Raw genomic sequence first — 14724 nt, 5'->3', positions numbered from 1 at the left:
AGCCGGGGCCGGCGCCCGGGCCGCCGCCCGACCCCGTACCCAGCCCGCCGCCGAGCCCGCCACCCCCGGGCCCCACGCCCGGTCCGCCGCCCGGCCCGGCGCCGGACCCGGTCCCGCACCCACCCGGCCCCGACCCGGTCCCGGACCCTTCTCCAGCCCCCGGACCACTGACCCGGCAGGCCCGCGGCCAGGGGGTGTCCGGCGGCCACGCGGCGGAGCCACACCTTGGTTCTGTTCCCCGCCCCTTCCCGGCCCCCGTCGATGTGCGGCTCCGCCGCGTGGGCCCGCCGCAGGCGTCAAGATCCGCCGGACGGGGCCTTAGGGCTTGGGCCGCTTCGGGGTGGCGGTCTTGGCCGCCTTCGCGGCCTGTTTGGCCTGCTGCTTGAAGGCGCGGACCTTGTCCAGCGACTCGGGTCCGGTGATGTCCGCGACCGAGCGGTACGAGCCCTCCTCGCCGTAGAGGCCCGCCGCCTCGCGCCAGCCCTTCGGCCGCACGCCGAACTGCTTGCCGAGCAGCGCCAGGAAGATCTGCGACTTCTGCCTGCCGAAGCCGGGCAGCGCGTTCAGCCGGCCGAGCAGCTCCTCGCCAGTGGCGACGTCCCGCCACAGCGCGGCCGCGTCGCCGTCGTACTGATCGACCAGGTACTGGCACAGCTGCTGCACCCGCCTGGCCATGGACCCCGGATACCGGTGCACCGCGGGCTTGGCCGACAGCACCTCCGCGAACCGCTCCGGGTCGCAGGCGGCGATCTCGTGCGCGTCCAGGTCGTCACCGCCCATGCGCCGCGCGATGGTGTACGGGCCGGAGAAGGCCCACTCCATGGGCACCTGCTGGTCGAGCAGCATGCCGGTCAGCGCGGCCAGCGGGCTGCGCCCGAGCAGTGCGTCGGCCTCGGGCTGCTGGGCGAGGCGAAGGGTGACGTCCATCCCGCCCGGATACCCCTCGCGGCGGGGCCGAACCAGCCTCCCCCGGCCGGCTTCCCCCGCACGGGGGAGGCACGGGGGTCAATTCGGCCGAATTGCGAGGCATTCGGGACCGTGCGAATCTGGTGGCGACCGTGAATTCGATCAACCACAAAGGGGGTATCTCCCGGCGACAGCCGGGGGAGGCCGAGCAAGCGGGACATCAGCGAACCTCATGTGCCGCGGGCTGGATGTGACATCGGACCACGGAGACGAGTGACCATGTCAGCAACCGCGACTCGCCACCGGCGCCATGACGACACTCCCGATACCGACGGTGACTTCGCTCGCCTTTCCCGATTGCGGCCGGGACCGGAGCGCGACGCCCTGCGAGAGGCGATCATCTGCGCCTGGCTGCCCGTGGCAAAACGCCTGGCGCTGCGTTTCCGCAATAAGGGCGAGAATATGGAAGACCTCACCCAGGTCGCCTCGCTCGCCCTGGTGAAGGCGGTCGACCGCTACGACCCCGACCTCGGTCACGCATTTCCCTCGTATGCGATCCCCGTCATCACCGGCGAACTCAAGCGGCACTTCCGCGACTATCTGTGGACGCTGCACGTCCCCCGCAATATCCAGGAGGTCCGCTCCCGCACCCGCTCGGCGCGCGACGCGCTGGAACAGGAACTCGGCGGCCGCGCCCCCACCATCACCGAGATATCCACCCGCACCGGCATGCCCAAGGAAGATGTGAAAGCGGGCCTGGAGGCCAGCGCCTCGTGCACCCCGCTCTCCCTCAACGCCGCCGTCCAGGGTGCCGAGGAGCGGCTGCTCGCCGAGACGGTGGGCGCGGACGACGCGGCGATCGAGCGCGTCGTCAACCGGGAGGCGCTCCGGGCGCTGATCACCCACCTCTCGGAGCAGGACCGTTACGTCCTGTATCTGCGGTTCTTCGTCGGCCTCTCGCAGAGCCAGATCGGCGAGATCCTCGGCTTCTCGCAGATGCACATCTCCCGCAGGCTCTCCCGGCTGTACAGCGAATTGAGGCAGGGCCTGCTGGCCCATGCCTGAGCCGCGCAGGAGGAGGTGGCCGATGGCCCCGGAGCCCGAGGACGAGACGGCCCGCATCGCCGCGGACGGCGCGATGCTCGTGGGCGACCTGGTGGTGCCCGAGGGGTCCGGCGGCATGGTGGCCTTCGCCCACGGCAGCGGCAGCTCCCGGCACAGCCCGCGCAATCGCGCGGTGGCCGAGGTGCTTCAGCGGGCGGGCCTGGGGACGCTGCTGTTCGACCTGCTCACCCTGGACGAGGAGCGGGTGGACGCGATCACCGCCGAGCACCGCTTCGACATCCCCCTGCTGGGCCGGCGCCTGGTGGCGGCGGTGGACTGGCTCGGCGGGCACCCGAAGACCGCCGCGCTGCCGGTCGGGCTGTTCGGCGCCAGCACGGGCGCGGCGGCGGCGCTGGTGGCCGCGGCGGAGCGGCCGGAGCGGGTGCGGGCCGTGGTGTCCCGGGGCGGCCGGCCCGATCTGGCGGGCGGCGCGCTCTCCCGGGTCCGCGCCCCGGTGCTGCTGGTGGTGGGCGGCGAGGACCGTGAGGTGCTGCGGCTCAACGAGCAGGCGGCGGCCATGCTCGCGGCGCCGCACTCCCTGCATGTGGTGCCCGGTGCGACCCATCTGTTCGAGGAGCCCGGGACGCTGGACCAGGCGGCCGCGGCGGCCCGCGACTGGTTCCTGGACATGACCGCCGCCCCCGCCGGAGGCCCGGGCGGCTCCCGGCGGTCCCCCCGGCGGCCCTGAGCGCACCCGAGGGCACACGCGTTACGCCCCCGGGTCGCACGGGGGAGCACGGCCGGGGCGCTCGGGGGGCACGGAGGGGGCGCCGAGGGGCGCTGAGTGTGCGTCAGCCGCCCAGCACCTCGCCGAGGTCGTAGCGCACCGGCTCCTCCAGCTGGCTGTATGTGCAGCCGTGCGGCTCGCGGTCGGGCCGCCAGCGGCGGAACCGGGCCGTGTGGCGGAAGCGGTCGCCCTGCATATGGTCGTACGCCACCTCGCACACCCGCTCCGGCCGCAGCGGCACCCACGACAGGTCCTTGACGCCGGTCCAGCGGCTGGGCGCGCCGGGCATCCGGCCGCGCGTCTGCGCCTCCTCGCCGGCCCAGTCGGCCCAGGGGTGCCCGCCCAAGGAGTCCATCCGCAGCGGCTCCAGCTCGGCCATGAGCTCCTGGCGCCGCCGCATGGAGAAGGCGCCGCACACGCCGACGTGCTGGAGCCGGCCCGAGGCGTCGTACAGGCCCAGCAGCAGCGAGCCGACGACCGGGCCGGACTTGTGCGGCCGCATGCCCGCCACCACGCAGTCCGCGGTCCGCTCGTGCTTGACCTTGACCATGACCCGCTCCCCCGGCCGGTAGCCGAGGTCGGGGCGCTTGGCGATGACGCCGTCCAGGCCCGCCCCCTCGAACTGCTGGAACCACCGCTCCGCGACCTCGATGTCATCGGTCCAGGGCGCGGTGTGGACCGGGTCGGCGGCGGCGCTCAGCGCCTCGGTCAGCGCGTCCCGCCGCTGCCGCAGGGGCGTGTCCATCAGGGACTCGTCGCCCAGCGCCAGCAGGTCGAAGGCGACGAAGCTCGCCGGGGTCACCTCGGCGAGGTGGCGCACCCGCGACGCGGCGGGGTGGATGCGTTCCAGGAGCGCGTCGAAGTCCAGACGGCCCCCGCGGGCGATCACGATCTCGCCGTCGAGGACGCAGCGCGGCGGCAGATTCGCGCGCAGGGCGTCGACCAGCTCCGGAAAGTAGCGCGTCAGCGGCTTGCCCGAGCGGCTGACCAGCTCGACCTCGTCCCCGTCGCGGAACACGATGGCCCGGAAGCCGTCCCATTTCGCCTCGTACCGCATGCCCGGCGGGATGGCGGCCGCGGACTTGGCCAGCATCGGCTCCACGGGCGGCATGACCGGAAGGTCCATGCCCCGATTGTCTGTCCCTCGCGGGCCGCGCGCCCGCCGGGAGGTGGCCGGGGGCGCGCGGGCCTAGGACCTGTCGTCAAAGGGGGCGTCCTGCTCCCGACGCCTGGCACGGCGCCTCGCTGCGTTGTCGCATCGTCCAAGTACGCCCAGTACGAGGACGATGCTCCGCCTTGCGATCCACCGCGCCAGACGCCGCTCGCGGCCGGTCGCCCCCTTTGACGACAGGCCCTAGCGTGGGGTCATGGGAGAGACGGCGGAGCTCACGGTCGGCGAGCGCACGGTACGGCTGACCAACCCCGGCAAGGTCTATTTTCCGCGGCGGGGCTTCACCAAGCTGGACGTCGCCCGCTACTACCTGGCGGTGGGCGACGGCATCCTGCGGGCGCTGCGGGACCGGCCGACGATGCTGGAGCGCTACCCGGACGGCGTAGAGGGCGAGTCGTTCTTCCAGAAGCGGGCGCCGAAGAACCTGCCCGAGTGGATTCCGACCGGGCGGATCTCCTTCCCCAGCGGGCGCCACGCGGACGAGATCTGCCCCACCGAGGCCGGGGCCGTGGTGTGGGCGGCGAATCTGGGGTGTCTGACCTTCCACCCGTGGCCGGTGCGGCGTCAGGACACCGACCACCCCGACGAGCTGCGGATCGATCTGGACCCGCAGCCGGGCACCGGTTACGAGGACGCGGTGTGGGCGGCCGGGGAGCTGCGGCCGGTGCTGGAGGGGCTGGGGCTGCGGGGGTGGCCGAAGACGTCCGGCGGCCGCGGGCTGCATGTGTTCGTGCCCATCGAGCCGGTGTGGACGTTCACCCAGGTGCGCCGGGCCGCGATCGCCATCGCCCGCGAACTGGAGCGGCGCGCGCCACGGCGGATCACCACGGCGTGGTGGAAGGAGGAGCGCGGCGAGAAGGTGTTCGTGGACTACAACCAGACGGCCCGCGACCGGACCATCGCCAGCGCCTATTCCGTACGCCCCCGGGCGGATGCCCCGGTCTCGGCGCCGCTGCGCTGGGAGGAGGTGCCGGACGCCCGGCCGGAGGACTTCGACCTGGCCACCATGCCGGTGCGGTTCCGGGAACTGGGCGATGTGCACGCCGACATGGAAGGGCAGCCCTGTCGGCTGGAGGCCGCGCTGGAGCTGGCCGAGCGGGACGAGCGGGAGCACGGCCTGGGCGATCTGCCGTATCCGCCCGAGCATCCGAAGGTGAAGGGCGAGCCGAAGCGGGTGCAGCCGAGCCGCGCCAAGAAGTGACGCACCGAGAAGTGAGGGGTGTGGCCGGACGGCCACACCCCTCACAGCTTCGGAATCAGCTCTTGGGGGAGGTGAACTCGGCGGTGCCCAGGGTGGCGAACCAGCCGCGGATCCGGTTCTGGTCGTGCGTCGCGGCGAGCGACAGCAGGAGCAGCAGCCGGGCCTTCTGCGGGGTGAGGTCCGCGGCGCCGATGACGCCGTCGGTGTTTGTGTCGTAGACGGCGCCGGAGCCGGTGCGGGTCGTGGCGGCGAAGAGCACGCCGTTCTTGACGGCTTCCTTGCGCGCCGCGGACATCTGCGGGGAGATGCCGCCCGCGCCGGTGCCCGCGGTCACCACCCCGTCCGCCCCGGCGTCGGCGAAGGCCTTGACCGCCTCGCCGCCGGCGTCCTGGTAGCTGTAGGCGATCTCGACCTTGGGCAGGCCCTTCTCGGCGATCTTGTCCAGGTCGAAGGGGGTCTGCCAGGACTTCCTGCCGCACTGCTGGACGCGCGCGGGCGCGCGGTTGAGCCGGATGTTGTCCTGGTCGACGACGCCGAGTTCGCCGCTGGCTCCGCTGGTGAACGTGTCCATCCGCAGCGCGTCCGTCTTGCGGACCTCACGGGCGGCCTGGATCTGGTCGTTGAGCATCAGGACGGTGCCGTAGCAGGTGGTCTTGGAGCTGGCGGCCAGGTGGATGGCGTTGTAGAGGTTGGCGGGCGCGTCGGTGCCGATCACCGTCCAGGGGCGCATCGAGCCGGTGAGGACGACCGGCTTGTCGCTGCGGACGGTCAGGTCGAGCCAGTACGCGAACTCCTCCATGGTGTCGGTGCCGGTGGTGACCACGACCCCGTCGTTCGTCTTCAGCGCCTTGTCGACCGCGGCCGTGAGTCTGCGGTAGTCGGCGATCGAGTAGCCGCTGGAGCCCTTGTTGCCGAACTGCTCGGTGGAGACGTCGGCGACCGTGTCCACCTCCGGCTTGAGGTCGTCGACCAGCTTGGACACCGGCAGCTTCCCGGACTCGTAGTCCTGGAAGGACACCCGGCTCTTGCTGACGCCGGAGATGGTGCCGCCGGTGCCGATGACGGCGACCTTCGGCAGGGGCTTCTTGTCGGGCTCCGCTCCGGCGACCGAGGCGGTCGTGCCGAGGGCGAGGGAGATGAGGGTGAGCAGCACGGTGGAGCGGCGGGTGAGCTTGCGCATCGGTGGGATGGTCTCCTCGGCCGGGGGTGATGTGAACCAGGCGGACGGAAACTTTCCGCATACATGTTTCCCGGGCGTTCGGTGATCGTGAACTGGGGATTGCCGTCCGCGCCAGGAGTTCCTACCCTCCTGGGGCCGGGGCGCGAAGCCGGGCCAGGAGCAGCGCCACATCGTCGTCGGGCGCCCCGTGCAGGGCGGCCAGCACCTGGTCGCAGGTGCGCTCCAGCGGGCCCTGTTGACGGCTCAGCAGCTCCAGCAGGGTGCGCAGACCCACGTCGATGGACTGGTGGCGCTTCTCGACCAGACCGTCGGTGAACAGGGCCAGCAGGGTGCCCGGCGACAGTTCGCACTCGGCCGGGGCGAAGGGCACGCCGCCCACGCCCAGCGGTGCGCCGCTGGGCATCTCGAGGAGTTCGGCCTGTCCTCCCGGGGGCACCAGCACCGGTGGCAGATGGCCGGCGGTGGACATCCGGCACCGGCCGCTGCGCGTGTCGCAGACCGCGTACAGACAGGTGGCGATGGAGTCGCCCAGGGTGGTGGTGATGTCGTCGAGGTGGCGCAGCAGTTCGGCGGGGGCCAGGTCGAGCTGGGCGAAGGCCCGGGTGGCGGTGCGCAGTTGGCCCATGATCGCGGCGGCGTGGATGCCCTTGCCCATCACGTCCCCGACCACCAGGGCCACCTTGCCGTCCTTGAGCGCCAGCACGTCGAACCAGTCGCCGCCGGCCGCGCTGACCGCGGGCAGATATCGCGAGGCGATCTCCAGGCCGTCCAGGTCGCGCGGCTGCTGGGACAGCAGGCTGCGCTGGAGGGTGAGCGCGGCGTCGCGCTCCCGGGCGTACAGCCGGGCGTTGTCGATGCACAGCGCGGCGCGGGTGGCCAGTTCGCAGGCGAGGGTGAGGTCCTGCTCGTCGAAGGGGCGGTCGTTGATCGTGCGGTGCAGGCTGAGGGTGCCGAGCACGCTGCCGCGGGCGATCAGCGGGGCCGCGAGATAGGAGTGGACGCCCTCCTTGCGCAGCACGGCGGTGGCCGCCTCGTCCCGCGCGATGCGGCGCAGGTCCTCGTCGGTCACCTGGGGCACGAAGATCGGCTGGGCCTCGCGGACACAGCGGGTGATCATGCGGCTCGGGTCGTACCGGGCGATCTCGCCGACCGGGTCCGCGGCGTGCACGGCGTCGGTGGGGTAGCCCGCCGCCACGGCCAGCGCCCGGAAGCGGGCCGAGCCGTCCGTGCCCACCCGGGCCATGGGCTCGCGGTGCACCACGGCGTCCAGCACATCCACGGCGGCGAGGTCGGCCAGCCGGGGCACGGTCACATCGGCCAGCTCCTGGGCGGTCTGCCGCAGGTCCAAGGTGGTGCCGATGCGCACCCCGGCCTCGGCGATGAGGCCCAGCCGCTCGCGGGCCTCGGAGATCTCGCTGGTCGCCCGGTGGCGTCTGGACACATCGATCACCGAGATCGCGACGCCCAGGACGCGCCCGCTGGGGTCCTCCAGCCGGTAGTACGACTCCGACCAGGCGTGGTCGTGGTCCGGGTCGGCCGGGGTGCGGCCGACGGTCTGCTGGTCGAGCAGCGGCCGCCCGGTCTCCATGACGTGCAGCATCGCGGCCTCGATGGCCCGGGTGTCCATGTGGGGCAACATCTCCGCGAGGCGCCGGCCGCGCACCCGCTCCTGCGACAGGCCGTTCATCTTCCGCAGGGCCGGGTTGGCCAGGGCCCACCGCAGGTCCGTGTCGAACACGGCGAGGCCCACGGGCGACTGCTCGACCAGGAAGCCGGAGACGGCCAGGTCGGTCTCCAGCTGCCGTACGGTGCCCTCGTCGGCGGCGAGCCCCAGGGCGTAGGCGTCGCCGCGGGAGTCCCGCAGGCCCATGGTGCGGAACTCCACCCGCAGGGCGCCGCCGTCCTTGTGACGGACCGGGAAGACCCCCGCCCACATCTTGCCCGCGCGCACCTGGGCGAACAGCTCCGCCGCGGACCGCCGGTTCTCGCGGTCGACCAGCAGCCGGGCGGCGTTGCGCCCCAGGGCCTCGGCGGCGCGGTAGCCCAGCAGCCGCTCGGCCTCCGGGCTCCACAGGGCGATGCGGCCGTCGCTGTCCAGCACCACCGCGGCGACCCGCAGCAGATCGAGGAGACCTCCCGGGGCGGCGGCCAGGTCGGCCGGGGCCACCGCCTCGCCGTCCCCTCGCGGGCGGTCTTGCGCAGTCATCCCGGCACCTCATTCCCGCTGCCCGTACGCAGGGGCGGGCCGACGTGGCACCAACGGTCGGCCGGGCGGGCCTCCGGAGTGCCCTTCTTCTGTCATACCTCTCCGGGCGCGGGCCCGCACACCCAGGTCACGCGGCGGGCGTTCAGGGGGTGACGGGCCGCGGCCGGGCGGACAGCGCGCGCAGCACGGTCTCGGTGGTGCGCTCCAGATAGTCGGCGTCGGGCCGCACGCCACGGACGGACACATGCCAGTGGACCAGCGCGGCGAGCAGGTCGAGCGCCGTCTCGCGGTCCGTGTCCGGGGGCAGCTCGCCGCGCCGCACCGCCCGGTCCAGGACCACGACGGCGCGCGAGCGGCGCGGCTCGCCGACGCTCCTGGCCAGCGCCTCGGCCAGCGCGGGGTCGCGGTGCGCCTCGGCGATCAGGTCCGGGAAGATCCGCGAGAACCGCGGATGGGTGAGCCAGTCGGCCACCGAGCGCAGCAGGGCCAGCACATCGTCGCGCAGCGAGCCGGTGTCGGGGGCCTCCAGGCGCTCGACGCTCAGCTCGGAGACGACCGCGATGATCATGTGCTGCTTGGAGGGCCAGCGGCGGTACAGGGCGCTCTTGCCGACCCCGGCCCGTTTGGCCACGGCCTCCATCGAGAGCCGCCCGTAGCCGTGTTCGGCGAGTTCGTCGAGCACGGCCTCGCCGATGGCCGCGGTCTTGTCGGCGCGCAGGGCGGCGGCGCCGCTCGGGGCGCGTCGGGTCGGCTCAGGCATACGGGCGAGGGTAACAGATGGACGGAACGGTCCCGTCCCGTTTACGCTCGGGAAGACGACGGAACGGTACCGTTCCGTCCGACCCTTCCATCATTGCTCCATCACTGCTCCACAGCTCACTCACGAGGGTGCTCGCTCATGAAGACAACCCACCGGACCGCCCCCACCGGGCAGCCCGATCCCGCGGACCGTCCCCGTCCCCGTACCCCCCGTACGGCCGCCGAGGTGTTCGACCGGGCCAAGGAACTGCTGCTCGCCCACGACATGCTCGGGTTCGCCGATCTGTGGGCGGCCGACGGGACCATGGAGTTCCCGTTCGCGCCGCCCGGCCGGCCGAGCCGGCTGGAGGGGCGCGAGGCGGTGCGGGAGTATGTGCGCGACTACACCGACCATCTGGACGTGCGCACGGTGACCCATGACGTCAGACACCGGACCGAAGACCCGGACACGCTGATCGTCGAGTTCGCGGTGGAGGGCGTCGCCGTCCGCACCGGCCGCCCGTACCGCATGGCGTACGTCGCCTTCATCACGGTCGAGGACGGCGAGATCACCGCCTACCGCGACTACTGGAACCCGCTCGCCGCCGGCCACACGCTGGGCATCCTCGACGAGCTGACCGCCGCGTACGCGGAGGGCCGGGCCGATGGCTGAACCCACCGTCCTGGTCACCGGCGCGACCGGGAACACCGGCTCCCGGCTGCTGCCGCTTCTCGCCGCGCGGGGCGCCCGGATCAGGGCGGCCGCCCGCCGCCCGGCCCCCGCGGCGGGGCCGCACGAGACCGTCCGGTTCGACTGGCGCGACCCGGCCACCCACGCCGCGGCGCTGCGCGGGGCGACCCACCTGTACCTCATCGCCCCGGTGGCGGAGGCCGAGCCGCTGTCGCTGGTCGAGCCGTTCCTGGCCGACGCGGTCCGCCAGGGCGTACGGCGCGTGGTGCTGCTCAGCTCCTCCGCGGTCACCGCCGAGACGCCGGGGCTCGGCTCGCTGCACCGGCTCGTCCAGGAGACCGCGCCCGAGTGGACGGTGCTGCGGCCCTCCTGGTTCATGCAGAACTTCACCCGCGACCACCCGGTGGCCCAGGCGATCCGCGCGACCGGCGAGATCGTCACCGCCACCGGGGACGCCAGGGTCGGCTTCGTCGACGCGGGCGACATCGCCGCCGTCGCGGCGCGGGCCCTCCTGGACGAACGGCCGCACGACACCGCGCACATCATCACCGGGCCCGAGGCGATCGGCTACGGCGACGCCGCGCGCATCATCGCCGAGGTCTCCGGCCGGGCCGTCCGCCATGTCGCGGTGGACACCGCGGCCCTGGCCGGGCGGCTGACCGACGCGGGATACCCGAAGGAGTTCGCCGCCATGCTGGCCGGGCTCGACGAGGACATCCGGCGCGGCGCGGAGGACCGCACGACCGACACGGTGCTCCGGGTCACCGGGCGCGCCCCCCGCTCCTTCCGCGACTTCGCCGTCGAACACCGCGCGGCCTGGGCCTGAGCGCGCGCCGGAACTACCGGAAGAGCGCGTACGAGGCGCGGTCCCGGGGCCGGGGCGGGGCGCTGTCCCGCAGCGCGGCCCATAACACCCGGCTGTCGGTGAGCGGGCCGCCCGGCACGACCAGCCAGATGTGGCCCTGCCGTACGCAGCCGGGCCGGGGGCAGCGCAGCACCCGGCCCGGCCCGGCGGCGGCCACGGCGCGGCGGCGGCCGTACCCGGTCCCCTCCAGCCACGCCTTCCACTCCCGGGCCGAGCCCGGCGGCACGAGGAACGACAGCACATGGCTGGCGGTGGCCAGCATCACCGGGCCGATCGCCGCGTCGCGCCCCCGCAGCTCCTGGACCACCGCGAACCCGACGTCGTCGGACATCCGGACCAGATCGAAGAGCGGGCCCACCGGGAGGTCGGCGAGGCCGTCGCCGCTGGCCCACTGGAGGCGCACCCGGCCGGGCTCCTCGCCGGTCGACGACAGCAGCCAGTCGGCCGCGCCGGTCTCCACGGTGCCTGGCCTACGCATAGCGCCTCCGCTCCCCCACTGTCCCGTCCGCTGTCCGCACCGCTGCCCGGAGGCCCCGCGCTCTGCCACTTCCCCGTCGGCCCGTCCTGCCGCCGGGGCTACCGCGCCCGGTCGAGCGCCAGCGTGAACCACACCTTCTTGCCCGCGCCGTCCCCGTCCGGCGGATCGGTGCCCCAGGCGCTGGCCAGGCCGTCGACGATGGCCAGCCCCCGCCCGCACTCCTCGGTCTCGGCCGCCGCGCGGAAGACCGGCGGGACCGGCGAGCCGTCGGCCACCTCGATGCGCAGCTCGTCCCCGGCGGGCTCCACACCCACCGTGACGGTGACGGTGTCGTCGGGGCCGCTGCTGCCGTGCTCCACCGCGTTCGCGAACAGCTCGTTGGTGGCCAGCACGGCGCTGTCCACGGCCTGGTCGAGCTTCCAGTACTTCAGGAAGGCGGTGAGCATCCGGCGGACGGCGAAGGCCCGGTCGGTCCGGGCCGGGAACTCGGCCCGGAAGAAGCGGCGGGTCGCCAAGGAGATCACCGGCCCCTCACCGCCTGTCGAGCCTGCCCCGCCCGCCCTGCCCCGTGGGCCCGGCGCGCCCGTAACGCGCCCGGCGCCGCGGGTGGTTGATGCCCTGCTAAGCGGGTAAGCGCATGCCGACGGCCCCCACCGCGGCATCCTCGCCGGGGGCGGGGGGTGCGCGCCCCTCGGCCCACCCACCGGGGCCGACTACCGCGGGCGGCTGCGGCCCGGTCACGGTGGGTGCCGGGTTGCGGCATGGAATCCTCCTTCGAAGACAGCGCGGGACGTGCGTCAGTCACCGTTCACGTAGACAAACGGTTGGACGGTCCGGTCGGCGAGGGGGCACGGGGGTTGTTCGGTTGTACGGGCGTAGTGGTTCGGGTCGCACACCGCGGGGACTGTACGGTCCGGGCGTGGCGAGCGCGAGTGAGGACCGCGGGCATCAGCCCTGGCCTGCGGGGTGGTCCGGGGTGAATGGCAAGCGGATCGTGGTCACCGGAGGCACCCGGGGCTTGGGTGAGCAGATCGTACGACTGTTGCTGGCGGATGGCGCGGCGGTCGCAACCTGCGCACGGACGGCGCACGATCTGGCCGCCCTGTCACGGTCGTTGCGCGGGCCGGAGCGGAATGCTCTGTTCAGCCGGGCGCTCGATGTCGTCGAGGCGGGACGGCTGGAGGCGTTCGTCGATGCCTCAGCGGCGCGTTTCGGCGGTCTGGACGGCGTGGTGGCCTGTGCGGGCGGCGCGCACGGGGGCGGTCTGGAGGACGCGGACGCCCACGACTGGGCCGCCACCTGGGAGTTGAACGTCGGTCACACCGCCCGGCTGGTGCGGGCCGCCGCGCCGCATCTGCGCGCGGCCGGGGGCGGATCGGTCGTGGTCATCGCGTCCATATCCGGCTGGAAGCCGGGACCGCAGGCCCAGTACGGCGCGGCGAAGGCCGCCCAGATCCACCTGGCCGCCTCGCTGGCCCGCGAACTCGGGCCCGACGGCATCCGGGTGAACGCCGTCTCCCCCGGGTCGATGCTCATCCCCGGGAAGCGCTGGGACCGGATGCGCGGCGCGGAGCCGGAGGCGTTCGCCAGGTTCGCGGCGGAGTTTCCGCAGGGCGAGCTGGTCGCGCCACAGGAGGTGGCCCGGGTCGTCGCGTTCCTGCTGTCGGACGCCGCCAGCGGCGTCTCCGGCGCGCATCTCCCCGTCGACCGCGCCCAGAACGCGCCGACCCCGGAGGGGTATTAGGCCCTGTCCGGCGGATCTTGACGCCGCGGCGGGCCGGGGAAAGGTCCGCCAGACACCTCCGCGGCCTGTCGATATGCGGCCGCGCCGCGCGGGGCCGCTGCCCCGGACCCAGGGGTCCAGGGGCAGAGCCCATGGTTCGGGCGCTGCCGGGAAGTGGGCCGCGCCCGTCCCTGCGCACCCCCGGCGGCGCAGGGTCCGGGCGAGGTCCCCTTCCGGGCCGCATGGCGGTGGAGCCCGGAAGGAGCTGTGGGCGGGAGTCGCGTGGGACGCGCCTCAGGCCGCAGCGCCGAGCAGGGTCCGGGACCGGAGCTCGAAGTCGCGGACCATGGGTTCGCCGCGGTGCGGCCGCAGCCGGCCGCGGAAGTCGCGCAGGGCCTGGACCGAGCGCTCGCTGTGCACACCGCTGAGCGCGCTCAGCGCCGCGTCGGCGGTGCCGATGGCCTCGTCGAGCCGGTTCTGCTGCAAATGCGCGGTGGCCAGGACCGAGCGGCTGATGGCCTGGCGGCGGCGCCGGTCGCCGTTGGCCCGCACCGACTTGTCCGCCGCGCGCTCGGCCTCGGCCGCGCTGCCCAGGTCGCGGAAGCACAGGGCGGCCTCGGCCGCCAGATAGTGGTGGTCGAGGAAGCGGACCCACTCCGACTCCTCCTCCGCGCCCCGGCTCGCCTCCAGCGCGGTGTCCGCCGCGCGCAGCGCGCGGGTGGCCTCGCGGGGCTCGTCGAGGGCGGCGTGTCCGCGGGCCGCCATCGCGTGCAGGCGCATCAGCCCCAGCGGGCTGCCCGCGTTCCTGGCCGTGGCCACGCCCACCCGGGCCAGCTCGACCCCGGCCTGGGGCTGGCCGAGGTTGGTGGCCAGATGGGACAGCCCGGCCAGGATCTGGCCGCCGAGGACCCGGTCGCCGCCTTCGGCGCACAGCCGCAGCGCCTGGGTCATATAGCGCTGCGCCAGGCCGTATTCGGCGTTGTCGTAGCTGCTCCAGCCGGCCATCGCGGCCAGCTTGGCGGCGGCGGTGAACAGTTCCCGCCGCTCACCCGTGGCCACGCCGCGCCGCTGGAGCATGGGGACGACCTCGGTCGACAGATACAGGACGATGCTGGCGCGGACCTGGCCGCCGCCGAAACGGTTGTCCATCTCGTCGAACATGCTGATCGCGGCGCGGACCTGCTCGATCCGGCCGGCGTCGGCGGCCGCGGCCGGATCGCCTGCGGCCGGGCCGGCGGTGCCCTGGTTCTCGACCAGCCACAGCAGCCATTCGCGCTGCGGGGTCACCAGCGCGCCGGCGACGAAGGGGACCGCGCCCAGCAGGCTGCGGCGGGATATGTCGGTGGAGCCGAGTTCGGCGAGCGTGTGCAAGGTTTCCGCCACGTCCTCCCGGTAGGCCAGCGCCCTTGCGACGACCGGGCGCTGTCGGTCGGGGATGAAGCCGAGCTCGGCGGGGGCCACCGGCCGGCCGAGCCGGTGGGAGAGCACGGCCGCGATCAGTTCGGGCGTCGTACCGCGGGGCTGGCCGCCCTGGAGCCAGCGGGTGACGGACGCCTTGTCGTAGTTGGAGGAGTGTCCCTGACAGCGGCCCAGTTCATTGACGCGCAGCGCCAGTGAGGCGTATGAGCAGCCGGATTCTCTGAGGGCCGCGGCCAGCGCCTGGTTGGGGGGCGAGCCCTGGTGCCGGGTGCCCGGCGCCGCGCCGCGGGTCACCGGGGCCACTCCTGGATCGGG

Annotated in this window: 14 protein-coding genes; 6 read left to right on the top strand and 8 right to left on the bottom strand. The window is 73.8% G+C overall.

The features are described from left to right. Positions 1 to 318 precede the first annotated feature (318 nt). Positions 319 to 927, bottom strand: coding sequence for an HhH-GPD-type base excision DNA repair protein (locus tag ACH4S9_RS19495; RefSeq protein WP_311730626.1), 609 nt, complete (start codon positions 925 to 927; stop codon positions 319 to 321). Positions 928 to 1185: 258 nt separating this feature from the next. Here ACH4S9_RS19495 and ACH4S9_RS19490 point away from each other — a divergent pair, with 258 nt between their 5' ends. Further along, complete coding sequence (locus tag ACH4S9_RS19490; RefSeq protein WP_385336617.1) at positions 1186 to 1971, top strand: SigB/SigF/SigG family RNA polymerase sigma factor; 786 nt, start codon at positions 1186 to 1188, stop codon at positions 1969 to 1971. A 22-nt stretch (positions 1972 to 1993) separates the two neighbouring features. Further along, positions 1994 to 2698 (top strand): dienelactone hydrolase family protein, encoded by a 705-nt coding sequence (locus ACH4S9_RS19485; RefSeq protein ID WP_311730623.1) that lies wholly within the window; start codon positions 1994 to 1996, stop codon positions 2696 to 2698. 103 nt (positions 2699 to 2801) lie between these two features. Here ACH4S9_RS19485 and ACH4S9_RS19480 read toward each other — a convergent pair whose 3' ends face one another. Next, positions 2802 to 3863 carry an ATP-dependent DNA ligase gene (locus ACH4S9_RS19480; RefSeq protein ID WP_398373235.1) on the bottom strand — a complete coding sequence of 354 codons (1062 nt, stop codon included), beginning with the start codon at positions 3861 to 3863 and terminating at the stop codon, positions 2802 to 2804. 241 nt (positions 3864 to 4104) lie between these two features. Between ACH4S9_RS19480 and ligD the strand changes: the two genes are divergently transcribed. After that, a complete protein-coding gene (ligD, locus tag ACH4S9_RS19475) occupies positions 4105 to 5109 on the top strand; it encodes a non-homologous end-joining DNA ligase (RefSeq protein ID WP_385336610.1) in 1005 nt (334 codons plus the stop codon). Between the two features lie 55 nt (positions 5110 to 5164). Here ligD and ACH4S9_RS19470 read toward each other — a convergent pair whose 3' ends face one another. From ACH4S9_RS19470 to ACH4S9_RS19460, 3 genes are all read right to left on the bottom strand, one after another. Continuing rightward, on the bottom strand, positions 5165 to 6289 hold the full coding sequence (locus tag ACH4S9_RS19470) for an asparaginase (protein WP_311730620.1): 1125 nt from the start codon (positions 6287 to 6289) through the stop codon (positions 5165 to 5167). A 121-nt stretch (positions 6290 to 6410) separates the two neighbouring features. Then, entirely contained in the window at positions 6411 to 8495 is a 2085-nt protein-coding gene (locus ACH4S9_RS19465) for a SpoIIE family protein phosphatase (protein WP_398373232.1), read from the bottom strand. 142 nt (positions 8496 to 8637) lie between these two features. Further along, positions 8638 to 9255 (bottom strand): TetR/AcrR family transcriptional regulator, encoded by a 618-nt coding sequence (locus ACH4S9_RS19460; RefSeq protein WP_385336603.1) that lies wholly within the window; start codon positions 9253 to 9255, stop codon positions 8638 to 8640. A 138-nt stretch (positions 9256 to 9393) separates the two neighbouring features. On the opposite strand from ACH4S9_RS19460, the gene ACH4S9_RS19455 reads away from it, so the two are divergent. Together ACH4S9_RS19455 and ACH4S9_RS19450 are read left to right on the top strand one after the other, a co-directional pair. Next, the gene (locus ACH4S9_RS19455; protein WP_385336600.1) at positions 9394 to 9906 is read left to right on the top strand and encodes a nuclear transport factor 2 family protein; all 513 of its coding nucleotides are present in this window, start codon (positions 9394 to 9396) and stop codon (positions 9904 to 9906) included. Next, positions 9899 to 10750: an NAD(P)H-binding protein gene (locus ACH4S9_RS19450; RefSeq protein WP_385336597.1), complete on the top strand. Its 852-nt coding sequence runs from the start codon at positions 9899 to 9901 to the stop codon at positions 10748 to 10750. Before ACH4S9_RS19455 ends, ACH4S9_RS19450 begins: the two co-directional genes overlap by 8 nt. Positions 10751 to 10763: 13 nt before the next feature. Here ACH4S9_RS19450 and ACH4S9_RS19445 read toward each other — a convergent pair whose 3' ends face one another. Next, positions 10764 to 11267, bottom strand: coding sequence for a hypothetical protein (locus tag ACH4S9_RS19445; protein WP_385336594.1), 504 nt, complete (start codon positions 11265 to 11267; stop codon positions 10764 to 10766). A gap of 98 nt (positions 11268 to 11365) precedes the next feature. Then, positions 11366 to 11791, bottom strand: a complete 426-nt coding sequence (locus ACH4S9_RS19440; protein ID WP_311730614.1) for an ATP-binding protein — start codon at positions 11789 to 11791, stop codon at positions 11366 to 11368. A 395-nt stretch (positions 11792 to 12186) separates the two neighbouring features. Between ACH4S9_RS19440 and ACH4S9_RS19435 the strand changes: the two genes are divergently transcribed. After that, positions 12187 to 13011 (top strand): SDR family oxidoreductase, encoded by an 825-nt coding sequence (locus ACH4S9_RS19435; protein WP_311730613.1) that lies wholly within the window; start codon positions 12187 to 12189, stop codon positions 13009 to 13011. A gap of 273 nt (positions 13012 to 13284) precedes the next feature. Here the strand turns inward: ACH4S9_RS19435 and ACH4S9_RS19430 are convergent, their stop codons facing one another. After that, positions 13285 to 14712, bottom strand: coding sequence for a hypothetical protein (locus tag ACH4S9_RS19430; RefSeq protein ID WP_398373227.1), 1428 nt, complete (start codon positions 14710 to 14712; stop codon positions 13285 to 13287). Positions 14713 to 14724: the final 12 nt, after the last annotated feature.

Origin of the sequence: Streptomyces sp. NPDC021225 (assembly GCF_044332865.1) — a bacterium.
GTDB lineage: Bacteria > Actinomycetota > Actinomycetes > Streptomycetales > Streptomycetaceae > Streptomyces.
The sequence above is the reverse complement of the archived record's forward strand: the minus strand, read 5'-3'. Positions and strand labels throughout refer to the sequence as shown.

What these genes read in the sequence shown, in the direction of transcription:
- ACH4S9_RS19485 (WP_311730623.1), top strand. Translation starts at nt 1,994, where the DNA reads ATGGCCCCGGAGCCCGAGGACGAGACGGCCCGCATCGCCGCGGACGGC.
- ACH4S9_RS19465 (WP_398373232.1), bottom strand. Translation starts at nt 8,495, where the DNA reads ATGACTGCGCAAGACCGCCCGCGAGGGGACGGCGAGGCGGTGGCCCCG.
- ACH4S9_RS19470 (WP_311730620.1), bottom strand. Translation starts at nt 6,289, where the DNA reads ATGCGCAAGCTCACCCGCCGCTCCACCGTGCTGCTCACCCTCATCTCC.
- ligD (WP_385336610.1), top strand. Translation starts at nt 4,105, where the DNA reads ATGGGAGAGACGGCGGAGCTCACGGTCGGCGAGCGCACGGTACGGCTG.
- ACH4S9_RS19490 (WP_385336617.1), top strand. Translation starts at nt 1,186, where the DNA reads ATGTCAGCAACCGCGACTCGCCACCGGCGCCATGACGACACTCCCGAT.
- ACH4S9_RS19450 (WP_385336597.1), top strand. Translation starts at nt 9,899, where the DNA reads ATGGCTGAACCCACCGTCCTGGTCACCGGCGCGACCGGGAACACCGGC.
- ACH4S9_RS19460 (WP_385336603.1), bottom strand. Translation starts at nt 9,255, where the DNA reads ATGCCTGAGCCGACCCGACGCGCCCCGAGCGGCGCCGCCGCCCTGCGC.
- ACH4S9_RS19480 (WP_398373235.1), bottom strand. Translation starts at nt 3,863, where the DNA reads ATGGACCTTCCGGTCATGCCGCCCGTGGAGCCGATGCTGGCCAAGTCC.
- ACH4S9_RS19445 (WP_385336594.1), bottom strand. Translation starts at nt 11,267, where the DNA reads ATGCGTAGGCCAGGCACCGTGGAGACCGGCGCGGCCGACTGGCTGCTG.
- ACH4S9_RS19455 (WP_385336600.1), top strand. Translation starts at nt 9,394, where the DNA reads ATGAAGACAACCCACCGGACCGCCCCCACCGGGCAGCCCGATCCCGCG.
- ACH4S9_RS19495 (WP_311730626.1), bottom strand. Translation starts at nt 927, where the DNA reads ATGGACGTCACCCTTCGCCTCGCCCAGCAGCCCGAGGCCGACGCACTG.